The organism is Parabacteroides sp. CAG:2 (assembly GCF_000436315.1).
GTDB classification, from domain to species: Bacteria; Bacteroidota; Bacteroidia; order Bacteroidales; family Tannerellaceae; genus Parabacteroides; species Parabacteroides distasonis.
On sequence record NZ_FR885316.1, the window covers coordinates 2342 to 26123 of the forward strand.

The following is a 23782-nucleotide window of genomic DNA, read 5'->3' on the forward strand; positions in this document are numbered from 1 at the left end:
AGAGCGGTTCCGCTCAACCTAACCGTGCTAAGATCGCTGAGATCACATGGGAGCAGGTGAAAGCTATCGCTGAAGACAAATTAGTCGATCTAAACTGCTTTACTGTCGAGTCAGCCATGAGAATGGTTGCGGGAACAGCCAGAAGTATGGGTATCACTGTTAAAGGGACATTCCCGGGTAATAATTAATAAACTTCAATTGAGATGAGTAAACTTACAAAGAATCAAAAGTTGGCTTTGGGCAAGATTGAAGCTGGGAAAGCATATACATTGAAAGAAGCTTCAGCTTTAGTGAAGGAAATTACTACAACTAAGTTTGACGCATCCGTAGATGTTGATGTCCGTTTAGGTGTTGACCCCCGTAAGGCCAATCAAATGGTGAGAGGCGTGGTTTCATTGCCTCACGGAACTGGTAAGCAGGTTAGGGTTCTCGCATTATGTACTCCGGACAAGGAAGCTGAAGCTACTGCCGCTGGAGCTGACTATGTTGGATTGGATGAGTATATTAATAAGATTAAAGGCGGTTGGACTGACATTGATGTTATCATCACTATGCCTTCTATCATGGGTAAGATCGGTGCTCTTGGTCGCGTATTAGGCCCTCGTGGTTTGATGCCTAATCCAAAGAGCGGTACGGTTACCAATGAGATCGGAAACGCGGTGAAGGAGGTTAAGCAAGGTAAGATCGACTTTAAGGTAGATAAGAGCGGTATCGTTCACACATCTGTTGGTAAGGTGTCTTTCACTCCGGAACAGATTCGTGACAATGCTAAGGAGTTTATTTCAACTTTGATCAAGTTGAAACCTACTGCGGCTAAAGGTGCGTATATAAAGAGTATTTATCTTTCTAGTACTATGAGTGCGGGTATTAAAATTGACCCCAAATCAGTTGAAGAAAACTAAAAAACAATTGAACAATGAGAAAGGAAGATAAAGGAACTGTTATAGGTCAATTAACTGAAACATTAAAGGAATATCCTAATTTCTATTTGACGGATATCGAGGCGTTGGACGCTGAGAAAACCAGCAAATTGAGAAGAGAGTGTTTCAAGCGTGAGGTTAAGTTAGTCGTTGTAAAGAATAACTTGCTTAAGAAAGCGTTGGAGAACATTGAAGGTGACTTCTCTGATCTTAACGTGGCTTTGAAAGGCAATACGGCTGTGATGTTCTCACAAGTCGCTAATGCTCCCGCTCGCCTGATTAAGGATTTTACTAAGGACGCTAAAAAAGGTGTAGTCGTTAAACCGGCTTTGAAGGCTGCTTACGTACAAGAAAGCTTCTATGTAGGTGCTGAGAATCTTGAGGCATTAGTAAATATCAAGAGCAAAAACGAACTTATTGCCGATGTTATCGCATTGTTGGAATCTCCGGCGAAGAACGTTATCTCTGCTCTTCAGTCATCAGGACAAACTATCCATGGTCTGTTGAAGACTTTGGAAGAAAGATAATTTTTCATTAAAACATTACACAGATAAATAATCATTTAAATCATACAAAAATGGCAGATTTGAAAGCTTTTGCAGAACAATTAGTAAACTTGACCGTTAAAGAAGTTAGCGAATTAGCTACTATCCTTAAAGAAGAGTACGGTATCGAACCTGCTGCTGCAGCTGTTGCTGTTGCTGGTCCTGCTGCTGGTGGTGCTGCTGCCGCTGCAGAAGAGAAGACTTCTTTCGATGTTGTATTGAAAGCAGCTGGTGCTAATAAATTAGCTATCGTTAAGTTAGTTAAAGAATTAACAGGTCTTGGCTTGAAAGAGGCTAAGGATATGGTAGATAGCGCTCCTAGTGCAATCAAGGAAGGTATCGCTAAAGCTGATGCTGAGGCATTGAAGAAACAGTTGGAAGAGGCTGGAGCTGAAGTTGAGCTTAAATAGTATTTATAACCTGGTAATCAGGTGATTTGGTTAAGAGTCTCCCTTAAAGGAGATTCTTAACCTTTTTGTGTCTATAATTTCAATAAGTTCAATAAATTTTCCAGGTGATTTGGTTAAGAGTCTCCGACTACGAAGACTCTTAACCTTTTTGTGTCTATAATTTCAATAAGTTCAATAAATTCCTTACTAGATGTCTTCAACAGCTGAAAACCAAAGAGTTAATTTTGCTTCGATAAAGAATCAGTTCCCGTATCCGGACTTTCTCGAAGTTCAATTGAAGTCGTTCCAAGACTTTCTTCAACTTGACACTCCTCCTGAAAAGAGAAAGAAGGAGGGATTGTATAAGGTATTTGCCGAGAATTTCCCGATTGCGGATACCCGTAACAATTTTGTGTTGGAGTTCTTAGATTACTATATAGATCCGCCTCGTTACTGTATCGATGAGTGTATCGCTCGCGGGTTAACCTATAGCGTGCCTTTAAAAGCGAAGTTAAAACTGTACTGTACGGACCCGGATCATGAGGACTTCGATACGGTGATCCAAGATGTATACTTGGGTCCGATCCCGTATATGACGGACAGAGGTACTTTCGTGATCAACGGCGCCGAGCGTGTTGTCGTGTCTCAGCTGCACCGTTCTCCGGGCGTATTCTTCGGACAAAGCACGCACGCAAACGGAACGAAGTTGTACTCCGCACGTATTATCCCGTTCAAGGGGTCATGGATCGAGTTCGCTACGGACATCAACAATGTGATGTACGCTTACATCGACCGTAAAAAGAAATTGCCTGTAACTACTCTTTTGAGAGCTATTGGTTTTGAAAGCGATAGAGATATTCTTGAAATCTTCAACCTTGCGGAAGAGGTGAAGGTAACGAAAGCAAACCTGAAGAAGTTTATCGGACGTAAGCTGGCCGCTCGTGTTTTGAAGACTTGGGTGGAGGATTTCGTAGATGAGGATACCGGTGAGGTGGTTTCTATTGAACGTAACGATGTTATCATCGACCGTGAGTCTGTACTGGATAGCGACAATATCGAGGCTATCTTGGATTCAGGCACGCAAAATATCTTGTTGCATCGTGAGGACCAGAATTTGTCCGACTATGCTATCATATATAATACGCTCCAGAAAGACCCGAGTAACTCCGAGAAGGAAGCTGTGTTGTATATCTACAGACAGTTGAGAAATGCGGAACCGGCTGATGAGGCTAGCGCACGCGAGGTTATCACGAACCTGTTCTTCTCAGAGAAACGTTATGATCTGGGTGAGGTGGGACGTTACAGGATCAACAAGAAGTTAGGCCTTACTACAAGCGCTGATGTTAAGGTTTTGACTAAAGAAGATATTATCGAGATCATCAAGTACCTGATCGAGTTGATCAACTCGAAGGCTATCGTGGATGATATCGACCACTTAAGCAACCGTCGTGTACGTACGGTTGGCGAGCAATTGTATAACCAGTTCGGTATTGGTTTGGCTCGTATGTCACGTACAGTTCGTGAACGTATGAACGTTCGCGATAATGAGGTGTTTACTCCGATTGATTTGATCAATGCGAAGACGATTTCTTCCGTGGTTAACTCTTTCTTCGGAACGAATGCCTTGTCTCAGTTCATGGACCAGACGAACCCGTTGGCGGAGATCACGCACAAGCGTCGTTTATCAGCCCTAGGTCCGGGAGGTTTGTCTAGAGAGCGTGCCGGATTCGAGGTTCGTGACGTTCACTATACGCACTATGGTCGTCTTTGTCCGATTGAGACCCCGGAAGGTCCGAACATCGGTTTGATCTCTTCTTTATGTGTATACGCTAAGATCAACGATCTTGGTTTCATCTCGACTCCGTACCGTAAGGTGGCAGATGGAAAGGTCGACTTCTCTGAGGAAGGCTTGCAATACTACACGGCGGAGGAAGAGGAAGAGTTGACAATCGCTCAAGGTAACGCTCCATTGGATGATAACGGTAAGTTTATCCGCGATAAGGTGAAGGCTCGTTTCGAGGCTGACTTCCCTGTTGTCCCTCCTTCTGAGATTGACTTGATGGACGTGGCTCCGCAGCAGATAGCTTCTATCGCGGCTTCACTGATCCCGTTCTTGGAACATGATGACGCTAACCGTGCGTTGATGGGATCTAACATGATGCGTCAGGCGGTTCCTTTGTTGCGTACGGACGCTCCGATCGTTGGTACCGGTATCGAGGCGCAGGTTGCTCGTGACTCTCGTACTCAGATTATGGCTGAGCGTGAGGGCGAGGTTGTGTTCGTTGATGCTACTTGTATCAAGATTAAATATGACCGCACGGAGGACGAGGAATTCGTTAGCTTCGAGGATGCGGTTAAGACATATAATATCCCGAAATGGCGTAAGACCAACCAAAGTACGACAGTCGATTTGAAACCGACCTGTCATCGCGGACAACGTGTGAAAGCCGGCGATATCCTTACCGAGGGTTACTCAACCCAGAAAGGCGAGCTTGCTTTGGGACGTAACGTGAAGGTGGCTTACATGCCTTGGAAGGGTTATAACTATGAGGATGCTATCGTGTTGAACGAGCGTATGGTTCGTGAGGACTTCTTTACGTCTGTCCACGTTGACGAATACATCCTTGAGGTACGTGAGACGAAGCGTGGTATGGAGGAATTGACTTCCGATATCCCTAACGTCAGCGAAGAGGCTACCAAGGATTTGGATGAGAGAGGTATCGTTCGTGTAGGTGCTCGCATCGAGCCGGGTGATATCTTGATCGGTAAGATCACTCCGAAAGGTGAGTCTGATCCATCTCCGGAGGAAAAGTTGTTGCGTGCTATCTTCGGTGATAAGGCGGGTGATGTGAAGGATGCTTCCTTGAAGGCTACTCCGTCTTTGCGCGGTGTGGTTATCGAGACCGCTTTGTTCTCGAAGGCTGTCAAGAAACGTAAATCCAGATTGACTGATAAGGCGATCTTGCCGAAGTTGGACGAGGAATACGAAGAAAAGATGGCTAGCTTGAAGACTTTGTTAGTTGATAAGTTGTTAGTGCTTACAAACGGCAAGGTTTCTCAAGGTGTTAAAGACTATATGAATACGGAGATTATCGCTAAGGGTGCTAAGTTTACCCGCAAATCTCTGGAAGAATTGGATTATAACTCCATCCAAGTAAGCAAGTGGACGGCAGACGCTCAGAAGAATGAGTTGATCAAGCAGGTTATCTTGAATTATTTGAAGAAGTACAAGGAGCTTGACGCTGAGTTGAGACGTAAGAAGTTCGACTTGACGATCGGTGATGAGCTGCCGACAGGTATCGTACAGATGGCTAAGGTTTATATCGCCAAGAAACGTAAGATTCAGGTAGGTGATAAGATGGCCGGTCGCCACGGTAACAAGGGTATCGTATCAAAGATCGTTCGTCAGGAGGATATGCCGTTCTTGGAAGACGGTACTCCGGTGGATATCTGCTTGAACCCGCTGGGTGTGCCTTCTCGTATGAACTTGGGACAGATTTTCGAGGCCGTGTTGGGTTGGGCCGGACGTGAGTTGGACGTTAAGTTCGCTACTCCGATCTTCGATGGTGCGACTTTGGATGATTTGAACGAATGGACAGACAAAGCTGGTATTCCTCGCTACGGTAAGTCTTACTTGTATGATGGTGGTACTGGTGAGCGTTTCGACCAACCTGCTACGGTGGGTGTGACTTACTTCTTGAAGTTGGGCCACATGGTTGACGATAAGATGCATGCCCGTTCAATCGGTCCGTACTCTTTGATTACGCAACAGCCGTTAGGTGGTAAGGCACAGTTCGGTGGTCAGCGTTTCGGAGAGATGGAGGTTTGGGCACTGGAAGCCTTCGGTGCCGCTCATGTTCTTCAGGAAATTCTTACGATTAAGTCTGATGACGTTGTAGGACGTTCGAAGGCTTATGAGGCGATCGTGAAGGGTGATCCGATGCCACAGCCGGGTATCCCTGAATCTCTGAATGTATTATTGCACGAGTTGAGAGGACTTGGTTTGAGTTTCACTCTGGATTAATTCAATAACAATAAAGAAGTAGGTGGGCTACGGCCCGTCTACTTTATCTATTGATAACTCTTTATAAATAAATAATATGGCCTTTAGAAAAGAAAACAAGATAAAGAGTAACTTTTCAAAAATAACCATCGGTCTGGCATCCCCTGAGGAGATCCTAGAGAACTCCAGCGGTGAGGTTTTGAAACCGGAAACAATTAACTATCGTACGTATAAGCCTGAGCGTGACGGTTTGTTCTGTGAGCGTATCTTTGGTCCGATCAAGGACTATGAGTGCCATTGCGGTAAGTACAAGCGTATCCGTTACAAAGGTATTGTCTGCGATCGTTGTGGAGTGGAAGTTACGGAAAAGAAAGTTCGTCGTGAACGTATGGGACACATCCATTTGGTGGTTCCTGTTGCCCATATTTGGTATTTCCGTTCTTTGCCTAATAAAATCGGTTACTTGCTAGGTCTTCCTACCAAGAAACTGGATTCCATCATCTATTACGAACGCTACGTCGTGATCCAGCCGGGTTGCGTAGACACGGTCGGTGAGTTAGACCTATTATCTGAGGAGGAATATCTGGATATTTTGGATAGCCTTCCAAGAGAAAATCAATTGCTAGAGGATACGGATCCGAATAAGTTCATCGCTAAGATCGGCGCTGAGGCTGTTTATGATCTGTTGGCTCGCTTGGACTTGGATTCTCTTTCTTATGAGTTGCGTCACCGTGCGAGCACGGACACATCTCAACAGAGAAAGAACGAGGCCTTGAAACGCCTTCAGGTAGTTGAGTCTTTTCGTGCGTCCAGAGGTCGTAACAAACCGGAATGGATGATCATGAAAGTGATCCCGGTGATCCCTCCCGAACTGCGTCCGTTGGTTCCGTTGGACGGTGGCCGTTTCGCTACTTCTGACTTGAATGATTTATATCGTCGTGTTATTATCCGTAATAACCGTTTGAAACGATTGATCGATATTAAGGCTCCGGAAGTGATCTTACGTAATGAGAAACGTATGCTTCAGGAGGCCGTGGACTCTTTGTTTGACAACTCTCGTAAATCGAGCGCGGTTAAGACAGATGCCAATCGTCCGTTGAAGTCCTTGTCCGACAGTTTGAAAGGTAAACAAGGTCGTTTCCGTCAGAACTTGTTGGGTAAGCGTGTTGACTATTCCGCTCGTTCGGTTATTGTCGTAGGTCCGGAATTAAAGATGCACGAGTGCGGTTTACCGAAGAATATGGCTGCCGAGCTTTATAAGCCTTTCGTTATCCGTAAATTGATCGAACGCGGTATCGTGAAGACGGTGAAATCTGCCAAGAAGATCGTTGACCGTAAGGAACCGGTTGTTTGGGATATTTTGGAGTACGTAATGAAAGGTCACCCGGTATTATTGAACCGTGCCCCGACATTGCACCGTTTGGGTATCCAAGCGTTCCAGCCGAAATTGATCGAGGGTAAGGCTATCCAGTTGCACCCGTTGGCATGTACGGCATTCAACGCCGACTTCGACGGTGACCAGATGGCTGTTCACTTGCCGTTAGGTAATGAGGCTGTTTTGGAAGCTCAAATGTTGATGTTGGCTTCACACAATATCTTGAACCCTGCGAATGGTGCTCCTATTACCGTACCTTCTCAGGATATGGTGCTTGGTTTGTATTATATTACCAAGTTGCGCAAGGGTACACAAGGCGAAGGTTTGACTTTCTATGGTCCGGAAGAGGCTACGATCGCTTACAATGAGAAGAAGTTGGATATCCATGCTCCGATCCATGTTTACGTGGAGGATTTGGATGCGAACGGTAACTTGGTGAAGACGATGGTAGAGACTTCTGTAGGTCGTTTGATGGTAAATGAGTTTGTTCCGAAAGAGATTGGTTATGTAAACGAGGTGTTGGGCAAGAAGTCTCTTCGTGACATCATCGGTCGGGTAATCAAGGCTTGTGGTGTGGCTCGTACCGCTCAGTTCTTGGACGATATCAAGAACTTGGGTTACTATATGGCATTCAAGGGTGGTTTGTCCTTCAACTTAGCGGACGTTCTGATCCCGCCTGAAAAGGATGAGTTGGTTCAGAAGGGATACGATGAGGTTGAGCAGATCATGGCTAACTATAATATGGGTTTCATTACCAACAACGAGCGTTATAACCAGATTATCGATACTTGGACACACGTTAATAGTAACTTGTCTAATATCTTGATTAAGCAATTGACGGCGGATAACGATGGATTCAACTCAATCTATATGATGATGGATTCCGGTGCCCGTGGTTCTAAGGAGCAGATTCGTCAGTTGTCCGGTATGCGTGGTTTGATGGCGAAACCGCAGAAGAGTGGTGCAGAAGGTGGTCAGATTATCGAGAACCCGATCCTTTCTAACTTTAAGGAAGGTTTGTCCGTGTTGGAGTACTTTATCTCTACTCACGGTGCTCGTAAAGGTTTGGCCGATACCGCTTTGAAGACTGCCGACGCCGGCTACTTGACTCGTCGTTTGGTTGACGTCTCTCACGACGTGATCGTAAACGAGGAAGACTGTGGTACATTGCGTGGCTTGGTTTGTACGGAATTGAAGAATAACGAGGAGGTGATCGCTTCCTTGTATGAGAGAATCTTAGGTCGTGTATCTGTTCACGATGTGATCCATCCGATTACGGGCGAGGTTATCGTTCGTTCCGGTGAGGAAATCCGTGAGGATGCCGCTAAGGCAATCCAAGACTCTCCGATCGAGAGCGTCGAGATTCGTTCCGTATTGACTTGTGAGTCTAAGAAGGGTGTCTGCGCTAAGTGCTATGGACGTAACTTGGCTACGAACCGCATGGTTCAGAAGGGTGAGGTTGTCGGTGTAATCGCCGCACAGTCTATCGGTGAGCCGGGTACACAGTTGACGTTGCGTACATTCCACGTCGGTGGTATCGCATCCAACATCGCTACAGAGAATAGTATTACATCTAAATATGATGGTATTTTAGAGATCGACGAGCTTCGTGCTGTTGAGGCGGTAGACGAGGTGAGCGGAAAGAAACATTTGGTAGTAGTAAGCCGTTTGGCTGAAATGCGCATTGTTGATCCGAACACGAAGATTGTGTTGTTGACTCATAATATACCTTATGGTTCTAAGTTGTTCTTCAACAACGGTGACTCAATTAAGAAGGGTGACGTGATCATCGAGTGGGACCCGTTCAATGCCGTAATCGTGTCAGAGGTTTCCGGTAAGATCGAGTTCGAGAGTTTGGTAGAGAACGTGACTTACAAGGTTGAGAGTGATGAGACTACCGGTTTGAAGGAGAAGATCATCATCGAGTCTAAGGATAAGACGAAGGCTCCGGCCGCTCATATCGTGGATGAGAATGGTAATTACTTGAAGAACTACTCTTTGCCGTTGGGCGCTCACGTCGTGAAAGACAATGGTGATGTAGTGAAAGCTGGTGAGGTTTTGGTTAAGATCCCTCGTGCCGTAGGTAAGGCCGGTGATATCACCGGTGGTCTTCCTCGTGTAACCGAGTTGTTCGAGGCTCGTAACCCGTCTAACCCTGCTGTCGTATCTGAGATCGACGGAGAGGTAGGATTCGGTAAGATCAAACGTGGTAACCGCGAGATCACCGTAACGTCTAAGTTGGGTGAGGTTAAGAAATATATGGTTCCTCTGTCTAAACAATTATTGGTTCAGGAGAACGACTATATCCGTGCGGGTATGCCGCTATCAGACGGTGCTACCACTCCTTCGGATATCTTGGCGATCAAAGGTCCGACGGCTGTACAGGAATATATCGTGAATGAGGTTCAGGATGTATACCGTCTACAGGGTGTGAAGATCAACGATAAGCACTTCGAGGTTATCGTTCGTCAGATGATGCGTAAGGTAGAGGTGGTTGATCCGGGAGATACTCGCTTCTTGGAGCAGCAGATTGTTGATAAGTTGGAGGTAATGGACGAGAACGATCGTATCTGGGGCAAGAAAGTTGTTACCGATCCGGGAGATTCTCAGACATTGCAGGCCGGACAGATCGTGACTGCACGTAAGTTGAGAGATGAGAATAGTATGTTGAAACGCCGTGATCTTAAGTTGGTCGAGGTACGTGACGCTATTCCGGCTACAGCCAACCAGATCCTTCAAGGTATCACACGTGCCGCTTTGCAGACGAACAGCTTTATGTCCGCCGCATCTTTCCAAGAGACGACGAAAGTATTGAACGAGGCTGCTATCAACGGGAAGGTAGATCGTTTGGAAGGTTTGAAAGAGAACGTTATCTGTGGTCACTTGATTCCTGCCGGTACCGGTCAGCGTGAGTTTGATAAGCTGATCGTAGGCGCAAAGGATGAGTTCGATCGTATCTTCGCTAATCGCAAGAACGTGGTTGATTTCAATGCCATGGACAAAGATGATGAAGAATAGGAACGTTTAATAAACTATAAAGAAAGGCCGGCAGAGCAATCTGTCGGCCTTTTTTGTTCTTCCTTATTTGCTTAATAAATGGATAAACTTTATTTTTGCGAGGTAACAAAGACCATAGATAAATACTGAGACATATAAGAAACATATAATAATCAATATCATGAAGAGAATTTTACTTTGTTTAATGGTGGCTTTATTTGCCACTGGTTGCTTATTCGCTAAAAACAACGATGAGAAAATGAATGTAATGTCTTATAACATCCGTTACGATAATTCGGGTGATAAGGATAATCAATGGAAATTCAGAAGAGATTTCGCTGCTGATTTAGTGAAATTCTATGAGGCGGATGTGTTCGGTGCGCAAGAGGTCTTGAATAATCAGCTGAATGATTTGCTTAATCGTTTACCGGAATACGCTTATGTGGGTGTTGGTCGTGAGGATGGCAAGACGAAAGGGGAGTACGCTCCGATTTTCTATCGTAAGGATCGTTTCTCCGTTGAGAAAAGCGGTAATTTCTGGTTAGCCGAAGATATAAATGCCATTGGTAAGAAAGGTTGGGACGCCGCATGCGAGCGCGTAGCTACTTGGGCGATCTTGAAAGATAAGAATACGGGAAAGAAATTCTTCTTCTTGAATACGCACTTGGATCATATGGGGAAAGTGGCTCGTCATGAAGGAGCTTCATTGGTGCTGGAGCAAGCGAAGAAATTATCCGAGAATTTGCCTATAATCGTGACTGGCGATTTCAATGCCGTGCCTTCTGATGAGCCGATACAAGTATTGACTAATCCGAGTGATCCTCGTCATTTGACTCATTCCCGCACGATCGCAGGGTTTATTTACGGCCCGGAATGGACATTCCATGATTTTGGAAAGATCCCTTACGACAAGCGTGAATGGATTGATTATATCTTCGTGAAAGGGAATATCAAGGTATTGCGTCATGGTGTATTGACTGAAACGTTGAATAACCTGTTCCCATCCGACCATTGCCCGGTAATCAGTACGTTGATACTCGAATAAAAAAGCTTTGTGTGTATGGGGAAAGTAGACGTATTGAAGGAAACTACCCCGCTTTCATCAGAAGATTGCTTCTTGGTCATGCAACGCCCGAAATCGGGGTTTAATTTTCCGTTACATGTACACATGGAGTTTGAGTTGAACTATCTGGAGAATGCCGCTGGCGCTATTCGGATAGTTGGCGATTCGGTCGAGGAAATCGATGATCTGGATTTGGTGTTGATCGCGGGAGGAACGAAGCATGCTTACTCGAACCATAAGTGTCCGTGTAATGGGATCTTTGAGATAACGATACAATTTCATAAATCGTTATTTGATAGCTTAATCAATAGACGGCATTTCAAGACCATGAAGGATATGTTTGATAACGCTTCCAGTGGTCTTGTTTTCAGCCGGGAAATGATACTTGGCATTCAAGATAAATTAAGAATGTTGTCGAACGATAACAAGCCGGATTCTTTCAAGAACCTGTTGCGTTTGGTCGAGATTCTTAAGATTCTATCTTTGGATAAAGCAGCCCGTCGGTTGAATGCCGTGAACACGGTAAAGAACTATAATAATAACGATACCGATCGTTTAGATAGTATCATGTTATATTTACACGAAAATTATCAAAAACGTATCACCTTGTCGGAAGTGGCTAAGTTAACAAATATGAGCGATGCCTCATTGATGCGTTTCTTGAAGAAGTGGACGGGAAAGACATTTATCGATAACTTGAACGAGATCCGGGTAGCTGAGGTGGTATGCCGTTTGACCGATACAAGTGACAGTATTTCTGAAATATGTTACAGGTGCGGTTTTAATAATCTATCGAATTTCAACCGGGTATTCAAACGGCGTAGGGGGAGTACCCCTACAGAGTACAGGGAGAAATATTCCCGTTCGAGGTTTATAATTTAAAACATGATTTAAAGCATGTTTACATTGATTTGTGTCAAGTGTTGATGATATAGTATTATTTATTGCACATATAGTATTTGGTGGTCTTTGCTAAAGCCCTTACTTTTGTAAAGTTCAAGTGAAAGAGATTAGCACTTAGACAAAACAAACCTTAACTAAAACGCCAAAACCAATTATATCAAACACAAAAGGTATTTTTACATTGGTCTAAAGAATTGAGAATTAAAAACACAACTAGAAAACGACTGCCTGAGAAGGTAGTCGTTTTTGCATTTATAGTCTTCAACCCCTTTGTAACCCGGAATAAATATGTATATTTGTCTTCGCAATTTTTAATCACCATAAATTTAAAAGAAGAAAGTATGGAAAACAACAAACCTGCCAATAACGAGATTCAGATCGAGTTATCTGAAGAGATGGCACAAGGAACTTACGCCAATTTGGCTATTATATCTCATTCAAGCTCTGAATTTATCCTAGATTTTATCCGGGTGGTTCCGGGAGCTCCTAAGGCACAAGTCAAAAGTCGCGTAATCTTAACTCCGGATAACGCTCAACGTTTGTTATTCGCTTTGCAAGACAATATCAAGAAATTTGGGGAGCAACTTCAAGCAGGAAATAATAATAACAAAACAGCTAATTTTGAGGACTTCGCAGGTCCGACAGGAGAGGCTTAATAGATTTGTTTTCAGCCATAGAAAGAGTACTTTTCTACAAGAGTAGGGGAGTACTCTTTTATTGTTGGGATGGCTCGTTTACATTGAAAAACCTTGATGCCTATTCTTAGATGCTTACAATGGGCATTCTAAGGTGTTAAGAATGCCTGTTATAAACACCTGAGAATGCCCATCGTAAAGAATACCCTATCTCTCTATCCTAAAGATTAGATAATCCCATCAATATTTTCTTCAATACGGTTTGCGCGGAGATCTCACGGTTCGCGGCCTCGGGGATTACGATACTTTGCGGACTCTCTATCACGTCATCGGTAACGATCATATTGCGACGAACCGGCAAGCAATGCATGAAATAAGCGTTATTCGTAAGCGCCATTTTCTCTGCGTCTACGGTCCAGCTACGATCTGTGCTGATTACTTGTCCGTAATTCGGATCTTTATAAGCGGACCAGTTCTTTGCGTAAATGAAATCCGCTCCTTCAAAAGCCTTCTTCTGATCGTATTCCACTTTAGCGTTGCCTACGAATCTAGGATCAAGCTCATAACCTTCCGGATGAGTGATAACAAACTCATAATCTGTAGCGTTCATCCATTCGGCAAAGCTGTTTGGAACGGCTTGCGGCAATGATTTCGGATGAGGAGCCCAAGTCATGACTACCTTCGGACGAGCTGTTTTCTTATATTCCTCTATCGTGATCAAGTCGGCGAAACTTTGCAACGGATGGCGTGTCGCCGCTTCCATGCTAAATACCGGCCGGTCGGAATGCTCGATGAACTGACTCAATATCTTTTCGTTATAATCATCTTCTTTATTCTCAAAGCGTGCGAAAGAACGGACCCCGATCACATCGCAGTAACAGCCCATTACAGGAACAGCTTCCAGCAAATGCTCCGGTTTATCACCATCCATGATAACACCTCGCTCTGTTTCCAGCTTCCATGCACCTTGGTTAACGTCCAAAACGATCGTGTTCATACCTAAGTTCATGGCAGCCTTTTGGGTGCTTAAGCGGGTACGTAGGCTTGAGTTGAAAAATATCATCAACAACGTCTTGTTTTTTCCCAGTTCACTAAACTGGAAACGATCTTTCTTGATCTCGAAAGCTTCATTAAGCGCTTGTTTCAAGTCACCTAAATCCTGTACGCAAGTGAAATGTCTCATATCTGTTACAATAATATTTTGTTAAAGGCAAAGATAATGACTACTTGTCAATTATCCTTTAGAAAGACCAAGGAATTGTTTAAGAGATCGTATCCGGAGGTGTTATGGGTAGTTTGAAACTGAAGGTAGAACCTTTCCCTTCCTCCGAGTTCACCCAGATGGTACCTCCCATGGCGGTGACCAGACCTTTACAGATCGAAAGCCCTAACCCGGTGCCCGGCTGGAATTCGTTCAATTGCACGAATCGTTCGAAGATATGTCCCAGTTTGTCCTTCGGGATGCCGTTACCTGTATCGGACACGTAAAATTGCACGCTGACCGGATACAACGATTGGTATCCGAAATGAATTTCTCCTTTCTCCGTATATCGGAGGGCGTTAGAAAGTAGTTTTTTCAAGATAAGCATAAGCTTATGTTTATCCGTGTGAAGAGATACGTTTGGAGAATCATCCAAGATTAACCGTACGTTTTTGGATATGCGGGGAGAGGCGTATTCGTATACATCGTGCATGATAGCGAGCGGATTTACATCCTCATATGACCAATTGATCGTATTGGACTCGATTCTGGACATCTCGAGCGTGTCATTGATTAATTCGAGCAAAGCCGTGTTATTTTCTTTAATCATGGAAATATACTGTTCACGCATTTCCGGATCATCTTCCAGTCCTAACATATCGGAGAAGCCGACGATGGCATTTAGCGGAGTCCGGATCTCGTGCGTCATATTTGCCAGAAACGTAGATTTCAATAGGGAAAGATCCTTGGATTTCTGATGATCTGCGATAGCTAGCTCGTCGTTTTCCTTTTCGATAATGCTACCTATAATGACATGTGGGGTGCCGCTTTCATCAATATCCATGCTTTTACCCGATATTTCATACATCTTATAAGTCCCGTCTTGATTCCTCAGGTGGAAGGTGACGTTGTGAGACGATAATTTCTCGTCCCGGATTTTATTGAACAGATAGAAGAAATCCAAACTATCCTCGGGCTTACGTACGGATGATAAAGCCCTGCATATAAACCTGTTTTTATCTAATAGAGTATTGGTCGTGCCGTAGAATTGAAAACAGCGGTTACAATGCCTTTTGTCGCAAGTGGAGAAACGGTCGAAGCTGAATGAGTAAGCGGCTAATTTACCGTCTTCCAACGCTTGCCGCATCAATATCCGGCTCTCGTTCAATTGTCCCATCAATAGTTTATTTTCCCTGTCAGTTTCTTTTTCTCCCTGCTGCGTAAGCCAAAGCGTATACCCGCTAAGCCCCTGTTCATCGGTATAGATGGGTTCTACTTTAAACGTGACGGGCTCTTCGCATATAATTGCGTCACCTTTTCTTAAAGATGACTTCAAGGAATCGGTTAGTACGATGTTATTAAATAGATGTTCTATAATAAAGTCATGCTTATCCGCCAAGGAAAAATGAGCGAACATCGCCTTATTCAAGTCTATCAGATTTCCTTCCGTATCATAGATAGCCCCTCCTAAAGGACAGGAATAGAATGTATTTGAAACTAAAGTGTTGAAAATATTTGAATCTATTACTGTTGACATTATTCGTTTAGATTTAAGTGTTGTTCAAGAAGAAAGAGACAGGCGAGTTCCTATATTCTCGTCTGCCCGTCTCCTTCTATGATGTATTTATAAGTCGTTAATTCAGGAAGCGCCATCGGTCCCCGGGCATGTAGCTTTTGGGTACTGATTCCGATCTCCGCCCCGAATCCGAATTGGGCCCCATCAGTAAAGGCGGTAGATACATTTGCGTATACGCAAGCGGCATCTACCAATTGCTGGAAGCGCCGGATAGTTTCCGGATCTTCGCTGATTATGCTTTCGCTATGTTTTGAACTGTAGCGGGCGATATGTGATAGAACCTCGTCTAAAGAGGATACGGTACGGATACTCATTTTGTAATCGAGGAACTCGGTACCGAAACTGTTTTCGTTAGCCTGTTGTAAAAGCGTCTCCGGATAATGTTCGGATAGAGCGGCATAAGCCGGTTCGTCCGCATAAATGATTACGTTGCTGTCCGGAAGCTTTTCACAGATATACGGAAGATCAGATAGACGTTCTCGGTGGATGATTAAGCAATCCAAGGCATTACATACGCTGACCCTCCGTGTCTTTGCGTTATTTACGATCTCACGTCCCTTGCCTTTATCTCCGGAGCGATCAAAATAGGTATGACAGATACCAGCGCCAGTCTCGATCACCGGAACTTTCGCATGTTCCCGGACAAAGTGAATCAAGGAACTGCTTCCACGAGGAATGATTAAGTCAACCAAGCCGACCGCTCCCAGTAATTCCGCCGTAGCCTCTCGATCCGGAGGTAGTAAAGTGCATACAGCCGGATTTATACCCTGACGCTCCAATACAGAATGGATGATGCGTACCAAGGCTCGGTTAGAGAAGTCCGCATCCGATCCACCCTTTAGTACGCAAACATTACCGCTTCGGAAACATAAGGAAAAAACATCGAAGGTAACATTCGGACGAGCCTCATAGATCACGCCGATCACCCCGAAAGGCACGGTTACTTTTCGGATAACCATTCCGTTCGGGCGGATAGTCTCACTCAAGACCTTATTTAATGGAGAAGGTAATGTCGATACATTCTCCATATCGGCGGCGATACCTTGTAGCCTTTCCTCTGTTAATTTCAGCCGGTCGTATTTCGGGTTCGCTGGGTCCATACGTTCCAGATCTTGGCGATTCGCGGCGAGTACCTCCTCCGTATGAGTCCGTAGAACCTGCGCTGTCTCCTTTAAGATCCCGATAATCGTTTGATCCGATAGCGTTATCAATTGTTTAGCCGCATCCGATGCCTGTCGCAGCATATCTTTTACATTCATACTTTTTAATCCAGATATAGATAATCATAATGTATAAGCGGTTTTAAATCCCGTTGCCCTATTTGCTTACGTGCTTCCTCGCTGTCATAGGCGGTACAGCCTACGCCGATTTGCACGCCTTCCTCATTCATTATCTTTACGATATCATCTTTTTCGAAATCACCCTCGATGCGGGTTACTCCAACCAATAATACGCTAGTCGCTTTCGGGGCGGTCAATGCCTCCTCGGCTCCTTTATTGATATGTATTTCCCCTTTGGCGAAACCCTCGGAGTGGGCGATCCATTTCTTTACGCTGCTGACGGGTTTCGAGGCCGGAATGAAACGGGTGCAGACCGTGTCGCTATCCACCGCCAATAACATCGGAAGGATATTATCCTTTTTGCCGTTGGCGATGATAACCGCAATACCTTCGTCCGCCACTTTTTGGGCGATATGACATTTCGTCAACATACCTCCCCGTCCAAAGGATGATTTGCTAGTCTGTACATATTCCGACAAATCTGTTTTCCCACATTCGATTTCCCGGATCACGGAACTATCCGGGTCCGACGGATTTCCATTGTAAATCCCGTCTATATTACTGAGAATCACCAAGGCATCCATTCCCATCATCGTAGCGATCAAGCCGGATAACTCATCATTATCCGTGAACATCAGCTCGGTTACGGATATCGTATCATTCTCATTTACGATGGGGATCACCTTGTTTTCAAGCATTACCTCCATGCAATGCTTCTGGTTCAGGTAATGCGTACGACTCCCGAAATTCTCTTTTGTAGTAAGCACTTGCCCGCAAGTCATGCCATGCTCCCGGAATAACTCGTAATACCGGTTGATCAACTTGGCCTGTCCTACCGCCGAATACAGTTGCCGGGCTGATACGGGATCCAGCTTTTTGCCGGCTTTTATCTCGCTTCGTCCAGAAGCCACGGCACCGGAGGAGATCAAGACGATCTCCATACCTTGCCGGTGCAAGTCCGCTACTTGGTCAACCAACGCGGACATGCGGGTGATATCTAGCGTCCCATCCTTGCGGGTCAGGACATTGCTTCCTATTTTTACAGCGATCCTTTTCAAGAAAGTTATGATTTATTATTTATTATCTTTATCCCGGATCTCTACCCGTCGGATCTTTCCGCTGATTGTTTTCGGCAGTTCGTCCACGAATTCGACAACACGGGGATATTTGTAAGGAGCGGTGACACGTTTCACGTGATTTTGCAATTCTTTGACCAAGGCATCACCCGCTTTATCCTTATAATCCTTCGCCAATACGATCGTGGCCTTTACTACCTGTCCGCGGATCTCGTCGGGGACACCGGTGATAGCACATTCCACTACCGCAGGGTGAGTCATCAAGGCACTTTCCACCTCGAACGGCCCGATACGATAGCCGGAACTCTTGATCACGTCGTCCGCGCGGCCAACGAACCATAAGTAACCATCCTCGTCACGCCAAGCCACGTCTCCCGTGTAATACAGGCCATCGTGCCAAGCTTCCCGGGTACGTTCTGCGTCCCGGTAATATTCCTTGAATAACCCGATAGGCTTGCCATTTGTTGTGTGGATCACGATCTGTCCTTGCTCGCCATCCTCCGCACGGCTTCCGTCCGGACGCAATAAATCGACATCGTACTGCGGGTTGGGAACACCCATAGAGCCCGGTTTCGGCTCCATCCACGGGAAAGTGGCGACTGTCAGCGTAGTCTCTGTCTGGCCGAAGCCTTCCATCAATTTAATGCCGGTCAACTTATAGAACGTGTCGAACACGGCGGGGTTCAAGGCCTCGCCGGCGATCGTACAATATTGTAAAGATGATAAATCGTATTTAGTCATATCCTCACGAATTAAGAAACGGAAGATCGTAGGAGGAGCGCAAAGCGAGGTGATCCGGTAATCCTGTATCATCTGCAACATATCAGCAGGCGTGAATTTCTCGTGGTCGTAAACAAATACGGTCGCTCCGGCGATCCATTGCCCATATAGCTTACCCCAAACTGCCTTGCCCCAGCCCGTATCTGCGATCGTCAGGTGAAGGCTGTCCTTATGCAAGTTGTGCCAGAAACTACCGGTCACGATATGCCCCAGCGGATACGTAAAGTCGTGGGCCACCATTTTCGGGTTTCCAGTCGTACCGGAGGTGAAATACATCAAAGAGATATCGTCATTGCTATTTGGGTGAGACGGGCGGACGAAAGGAGCGGCGTTTTGGATACCCTGTTGGAAATCCTCGAAACCTTCCGGTATTTCCGGCCCTACGGATACAACACTTTTTACGGTCGGTGAGTCCGGCAAAGCCTCTATGATATGTTTCGTTATCACTTCCTCTCCGGCGCAAACGATCATCTTGATATCGGCGGCATTCGCACGATAAACGATATCTTTCTTGGTCAGTAAGTGTGTAGCCGGTATCACGACAGCCCCTAATTTATGCAATGCGATGATAGAGAACCAGAACTCATAACGGCGTTTGAGTATCAGCATCACCATATCGCCATGTCCGATCCCCAAGGATTGGAAATAAGAAGCCGTCTGGTCCGTATACCGTTTCAAGTCGGCAAACGTAAAATCAATATGCTCTCCATGATCGTTTGTCCAACATAACGCTTTCTTATCAGGTTCTTCCTCCGCCCAAGCGTCTACCACATCATATCCGAAGTTGAAGTTCTCCGGAACCTTGATCTTGAAGTTTTTAATAAAATCTTCTTGCGACTCAAACGTCGTTTTATCTATAAATCTTTCTAACATGCTGTTGATCGTTTATAAAATGACGGCCAAGAAACTGACCTTTTCCCCATCCAGCGCTTTCATACCGTGAGGAAGCTCTGAGTTAAAATAAATACTATCACCTTCTTCTAAGATAAGATCTTTATTGTTGATCTGTAGTAACAGACGTCCTTTTAATACCATATTGTATTCTTGCCCCGGATGGGAATTGAGATACATCGGCTCATCCTCTGGTTTGGGATGTACGGTTACCAAGAAGGGGTCCGCTTTACGTCCGACGAAACCGGCGGCCAATGATTGGTACTTATAGGCTTTCGTACGCTCTACGGCAACACCTTTTCCGTTACGAGTAATAAAGTACGTACTCATTTTAGGCTCGTCGCCAAACATCAACGTGGTTAATTCTACGCCATAAGCCTGTGAGATCTGGTGCAATACGCTAACGGAAATATCAACCGTGCCGCTTTCCAGCAGCAAATATTGCTCAGTCGTGAGGTTGCAGACCTTTGCCATTTCTTCCGGCGTAATCTCCAGTGCGTCCCGTAATCCGGCCAGACGCTCTGCGATTTGTTGTATCTGTTCGTTCATTTTGCTGAAGTTATTGTATTATGTCGCTCCAAAGATAGGAATAAAAAGCAAAAAGAAGGTGAAAGCCCTTGTTTTCTTTTCTAATTAACAGGTATGGATAGGATGGTTGAGGATTATAATGAATAGGCGCTTCATTTGCTTCCGGATGGAGAATGGTGATTTATATATATGGGCGATTATCATTTTGACATTTTGTAAACTCAAGTGCCGGAGAGTCGCATATTCCGGACGGAGGTACACCTTGTTGCTAAAAACGGGAAAAAATAACAGCAACTACTTGTTCCCTTGATTATTATCGAAAAAAGGGTGTTTATTCTAGCTGAAGGAATTCATCCTAGTTCATATTTATTAGAGCGCAAGCCTTGTTTTTATCCGGATCGGAGCGTATTTACATACGGTTATATCGCTTCATGAGACTAAATGTATCGCTTTACGTCTCCTATTGTATGGGATAACGCCGCTAGTCGCATCACTTTACGCCGGTATCCGTGTGAAAAAGCAAGGCTTTTTGAGTGGAAAATGGCCTTCAAACGTGCTTTTTACCATCTTCTAGTATCTGATTGAGCCCTTTTTAAAAAGAGATGTGTCAGAATTATTCCATTAATTTAAGCAAATAGATAGGATTACCTCATCAATATAATCTCCTTCACCTCATGATCCTTGATAAGGGCATACATGATATGTCCGGCAATTATAAGCTATTCGGCATTTTTCTTTAGCCATTCTAACCGGCGCTGATCCGGGAGGTGTTTTACCTTGAAATGCTCGAATGTCACATTAAATCCTTTCCCGTCGGGACAAGCGGCCATAAACCCGACTTGTACGGGGATATTGTCTTGTAGCCAAGCGTTACGCATAAGGGTGTATTCCTTATCATCGAATGAGTAGAAGATCTCCACGGCGTCCAATCTCCGGACAGCTTTTATCCATACATAAGGGATCGCTTTGTCTAAGGTGATAACGCTCCAGTCGGAGGTCTTATGCGTAACGACCGCGCTTAGGTTGTATTTACCATCCACGAACTCTATACCGGCTTTTATATAATTTTCATGATTGATGCGAAGCATCAGGCCGGCTTGGTCAAAACGCTGCTTGTAATCGCCGGTTATCTTGACTTTCACTTCGAATTCACCCCCATAAGTCGCATAATAAAAAGGAGCGTCATCTACCGTAAACCCGTAATGGGAAATCCTCCAATAGTCACTTTGGGGAGTGACCTGCATGGAAAGTGACTTGTCTTTAATCTCCCATTGCTCCGGCTCGTTGAACCATTGCATCTTATCTAATGATTGCGCCCCGCAAAATTGCAAAGAGGCGACAATAACAAAACTCAGTAATACTAATTTTCTCATTTTACTTCTTATTTCTTATTTTGATTCTTTCTATTCCCGTAAGAAGTTAATGTTATTAACCTTATCTCCGCAAAGGTAACGTGTTATTATAGATCGCGCAATGATTCTGTGATTTTATCTAGGAAGGAAAAGTAAGGGTTAATGTGTTTTCGTCTATTCGTATTTGATAACCTCGACCGGGCAGCTTTCGGCAGCCTCTTTAATACCCGCCTCGAAATCATCGAAATTAACTCCTTCGTTTACACGTGAACGATCTGTAACAGTGAATACTTCCGGGCAAATGCCCTCGCATGTACCGCAAGCGATGCAATCCTCTTCAATCCAAACTCTTTTAATTGCCATAATTTTATTCCTTTAAGATGATTAATATGTTAATGTAACAAACAACTTTCGCGGATTGTTTTCGGGAGAGGTCTTTTAGATCATTGTATAGACCGTGAAATGAGCTTATCTTTGGTTGATATATATTAACGTTTACACGCCACTGTTTTAAAATAAATTTGCTACGTTTACAGCAGAAAGTTTCATTGAATAACCATTTAAAAAATCTGAAGTATTATGGATAATGCTATTTTTAGATTTCCTAAACCCATTAATGAGCCGGTAAAAGCGTATGCTCCCGGATCAAGTGAAAAAGCATCCTTAAAGAAAGCGTTGGCGCAGATAAGTTCCGAGGAATGGGATATACCTCTGGTAATTGGCGGAAAAGAGATCCGTACGGGTAATACCGGTAAGGTCGTTATGCCTCATGATCATCATCATGTATTGGCTACTTATCATAAGGCGGGCGAGAAAGAAGTACAAATGGCTATCGACGCCGCCATGAAAGCGCATAAGGAATGGTCAGAACTTCCATGGGTGGAACGTGCGTCTATTATGCTTCGTGTAGCTGAGTTGTTGGCTACGAAATATCGTTATATCCTGAACGCTTCGGTTATGTTGGGACAGAGCAAGAATCCGTTCCAAGCGGAGATCGACGCTCCCTGCGAATTGATCGATTTCTTGCGTTTCAGTACCTTCTACGCTAGTCAAGTATATGCCGATCAACCCTATTCCGAGACGGGTATATTGAATCGTATGGAATACCGAGCCTTGGAAGGTTTCGTGTTCTCGCTCACGCCGTTTAATTTTACGTCGATCGCTTCCAACCTGAATATGGCTCCGGCTATGATGGGTAACGTGGCGGTATGGAAACCGTCTACTACGGCGATCCATTCGAACTATTTCTTGATGAAGGTTTTCCAAGAGGCCGGCTTGCCCGATGGCGTAGTGAATTTCATCCCGGGACAGGGTAGCGTGATCGGTAAGGTGATTACGGGTAGCCGTGATTTGGCGGGATTCCATTTTACGGGCTCTACCTCTACGTTCAATACCTTGTGGCGTCAGATCGGAGAGAACTTGGGGCATTATAAATCTTATCCGAAGATCGTAGGCGAGACAGGTGGCAAGAACTTTATCTTCGCTCATCCTTCCGCTCCGGCGTTGGATGTGGCTACCGCTATCGTACGCGGCGCGTTCGAGTATCAGGGGCAGAAGTGCTCGGCGGGTTCCCGGGCCTATATCCCGGCTTCTCTCTGGAAAGAGGTGAAAGATTACGTGGGCGATATGCTGAAAGAGATCAAGATGGGTGACGTGCAGGATTTCACGAACTTTGTCAATGCCGTGATCGATGAGGCTTCGTTCGATAACATCATGAGTTATATCGATTATGCGAAACAGTCTCCGGACGCAGAGGTTCTTTTTGGTGGTAACGGGGACAAATCTGTAGGTTATTTCGTGGAGCCAACGGTTATCCAGACCACGGACCCGATGTTCAAGAGCATGGTAGAGGAAATCTTCGGGCCGGTGATTACGATCTACGTATATGACGACGCTAAATATGAGGAGACTTTGGAACTTTGTGATCGTACTTCTCCGTACGGATTGACGGGTTCTATTTTCGCCCGTGATCGCTATGCGATCGATAAGGCATTCAATACCTTGCGCTATTCGGCCGGTAATTTCTATATCAATGATAAACCGACCGGCGCCGTGATCGCCCAGCAACCGTTCGGCGGTTCCCGTGCGTCCGGAACGAATGACAAGGCCGGTGGCCCGCTGAACTTGATTCGTTGGACGAATCCTCGTTGTATCAAGGAATGTTTGGTTCCTCCGACGAGCTACGGGTATCCGTTCTTAGGTGAGAAATAATTGTCATAATTAAGAAATACCAACTGATTGTGGGGGAGACGGGGCGTGCCCCGTCTC

General features: G+C 44.9%; 18 protein-coding genes. 10 read left to right on the plus strand and 8 right to left on the minus strand.

Annotated features, from left to right (window positions below; all coding sequences use genetic code 11):
- The 9 genes from QVP94_RS13355 to QVP94_RS13395 form a co-directional block, all read left to right on the plus strand.
- On the plus strand, positions 1–188 hold a 188-nt coding region (locus QVP94_RS13355), incomplete at its 5' end, for an uL11 family ribosomal protein (protein ID WP_502685447.1).
- Positions 189–203: 15 nt separating this feature from the next.
- Positions 204–902 (plus strand): 50S ribosomal protein L1, encoded by a 699-nt coding sequence (gene rplA, locus QVP94_RS13360; RefSeq protein WP_005854218.1) that lies wholly within the window; start codon positions 204–206, stop codon positions 900–902.
- A gap of 14 nt (positions 903–916) precedes the next feature.
- On the plus strand, positions 917–1447 hold the full coding sequence (gene rplJ / locus QVP94_RS13365) for a 50S ribosomal protein L10 (protein ID WP_005867245.1): 531 nt from the start codon (positions 917–919) through the stop codon (positions 1445–1447).
- A 50-nt stretch (positions 1448–1497) separates the two neighbouring features.
- Positions 1498–1875: a 50S ribosomal protein L7/L12 gene (gene rplL / locus QVP94_RS13370; protein WP_005854220.1), complete on the plus strand. Its 378-nt coding sequence runs from the start codon at positions 1498–1500 to the stop codon at positions 1873–1875.
- Between the two features lie 190 nt (positions 1876–2065).
- The gene (gene rpoB, locus QVP94_RS13375) at positions 2066–5878 is read left to right on the plus strand and encodes a DNA-directed RNA polymerase subunit beta (protein ID WP_005854221.1); all 3813 of its coding nucleotides are present in this window, start codon (positions 2066–2068) and stop codon (positions 5876–5878) included.
- Positions 5879–5954: 76 nt separating this feature from the next.
- A complete protein-coding gene (rpoC, locus tag QVP94_RS13380) occupies positions 5955–10250 on the plus strand; it encodes a DNA-directed RNA polymerase subunit beta' (protein WP_009018020.1) in 4296 nt (1431 codons plus the stop codon).
- 160 nt (positions 10251–10410) lie between these two features.
- Complete coding sequence (locus QVP94_RS13385; protein WP_005854223.1) at positions 10411–11274, plus strand: endonuclease/exonuclease/phosphatase family protein; 864 nt, start codon at positions 10411–10413, stop codon at positions 11272–11274.
- A gap of 15 nt (positions 11275–11289) precedes the next feature.
- Positions 11290–12174 carry an AraC family transcriptional regulator gene (locus tag QVP94_RS13390; RefSeq protein ID WP_022192798.1) on the plus strand — a complete coding sequence of 295 codons (885 nt, stop codon included), beginning with the start codon at positions 11290–11292 and terminating at the stop codon, positions 12172–12174.
- A gap of 362 nt (positions 12175–12536) precedes the next feature.
- On the plus strand, positions 12537–12851 hold the full coding sequence (locus tag QVP94_RS13395; protein ID WP_005854225.1) for a DUF3467 domain-containing protein: 315 nt from the start codon (positions 12537–12539) through the stop codon (positions 12849–12851).
- Between the two features lie 199 nt (positions 12852–13050).
- Here QVP94_RS13395 and QVP94_RS13400 read toward each other — a convergent pair whose 3' ends face one another.
- The 8 genes from QVP94_RS13400 to QVP94_RS13435 all read right to left on the minus strand — a co-directional run bounded on the left by QVP94_RS13400 (position 13051) and on the right by QVP94_RS13435 (position 21877).
- Complete coding sequence (locus QVP94_RS13400; protein WP_022192799.1) at positions 13051–14013, minus strand: N-acetylornithine carbamoyltransferase; 963 nt, start codon at positions 14011–14013, stop codon at positions 13051–13053.
- 79 nt (positions 14014–14092) lie between these two features.
- Positions 14093–15568 carry a sensor histidine kinase gene (locus tag QVP94_RS13405; protein WP_011966793.1) on the minus strand — a complete coding sequence of 492 codons (1476 nt, stop codon included), beginning with the start codon at positions 15566–15568 and terminating at the stop codon, positions 14093–14095.
- Positions 15569–15618: 50 nt separating this feature from the next.
- Positions 15619–16866, minus strand: coding sequence for a glutamate-5-semialdehyde dehydrogenase (locus tag QVP94_RS13410; protein ID WP_005854228.1), 1248 nt, complete (start codon positions 16864–16866; stop codon positions 15619–15621).
- Positions 16867–16871: 5 nt separating this feature from the next.
- On the minus strand, positions 16872–17945 hold the full coding sequence (gene proB / locus QVP94_RS13415; protein ID WP_005854230.1) for a glutamate 5-kinase: 1074 nt from the start codon (positions 17943–17945) through the stop codon (positions 16872–16874).
- 15 nt (positions 17946–17960) lie between these two features.
- The gene (locus QVP94_RS13420; RefSeq protein ID WP_005854232.1) at positions 17961–19616 is read right to left on the minus strand and encodes an AMP-binding protein; all 1656 of its coding nucleotides are present in this window, start codon (positions 19614–19616) and stop codon (positions 17961–17963) included.
- 12 nt (positions 19617–19628) lie between these two features.
- The gene (locus QVP94_RS13425; RefSeq protein ID WP_005854235.1) at positions 19629–20183 is read right to left on the minus strand and encodes a helix-turn-helix domain-containing protein; all 555 of its coding nucleotides are present in this window, start codon (positions 20181–20183) and stop codon (positions 19629–19631) included.
- Between the two features lie 698 nt (positions 20184–20881).
- Positions 20882–21535, minus strand: a complete 654-nt coding sequence (locus QVP94_RS13430; RefSeq protein ID WP_005854236.1) for a DUF1349 domain-containing protein — start codon at positions 21533–21535, stop codon at positions 20882–20884.
- Positions 21536–21688: 153 nt separating this feature from the next.
- Entirely contained in the window at positions 21689–21877 is a 189-nt protein-coding gene (locus tag QVP94_RS13435) for a ferredoxin (protein ID WP_005854237.1), read from the minus strand.
- 216 nt (positions 21878–22093) lie between these two features.
- Here QVP94_RS13435 and pruA point away from each other — a divergent pair, with 216 nt between their 5' ends.
- Positions 22094–23725: an L-glutamate gamma-semialdehyde dehydrogenase gene (gene pruA, locus QVP94_RS13440; RefSeq protein WP_005854238.1), complete on the plus strand. Its 1632-nt coding sequence runs from the start codon at positions 22094–22096 to the stop codon at positions 23723–23725.
- The last annotated feature ends 57 nt before the right edge of the window (positions 23726–23782 follow it).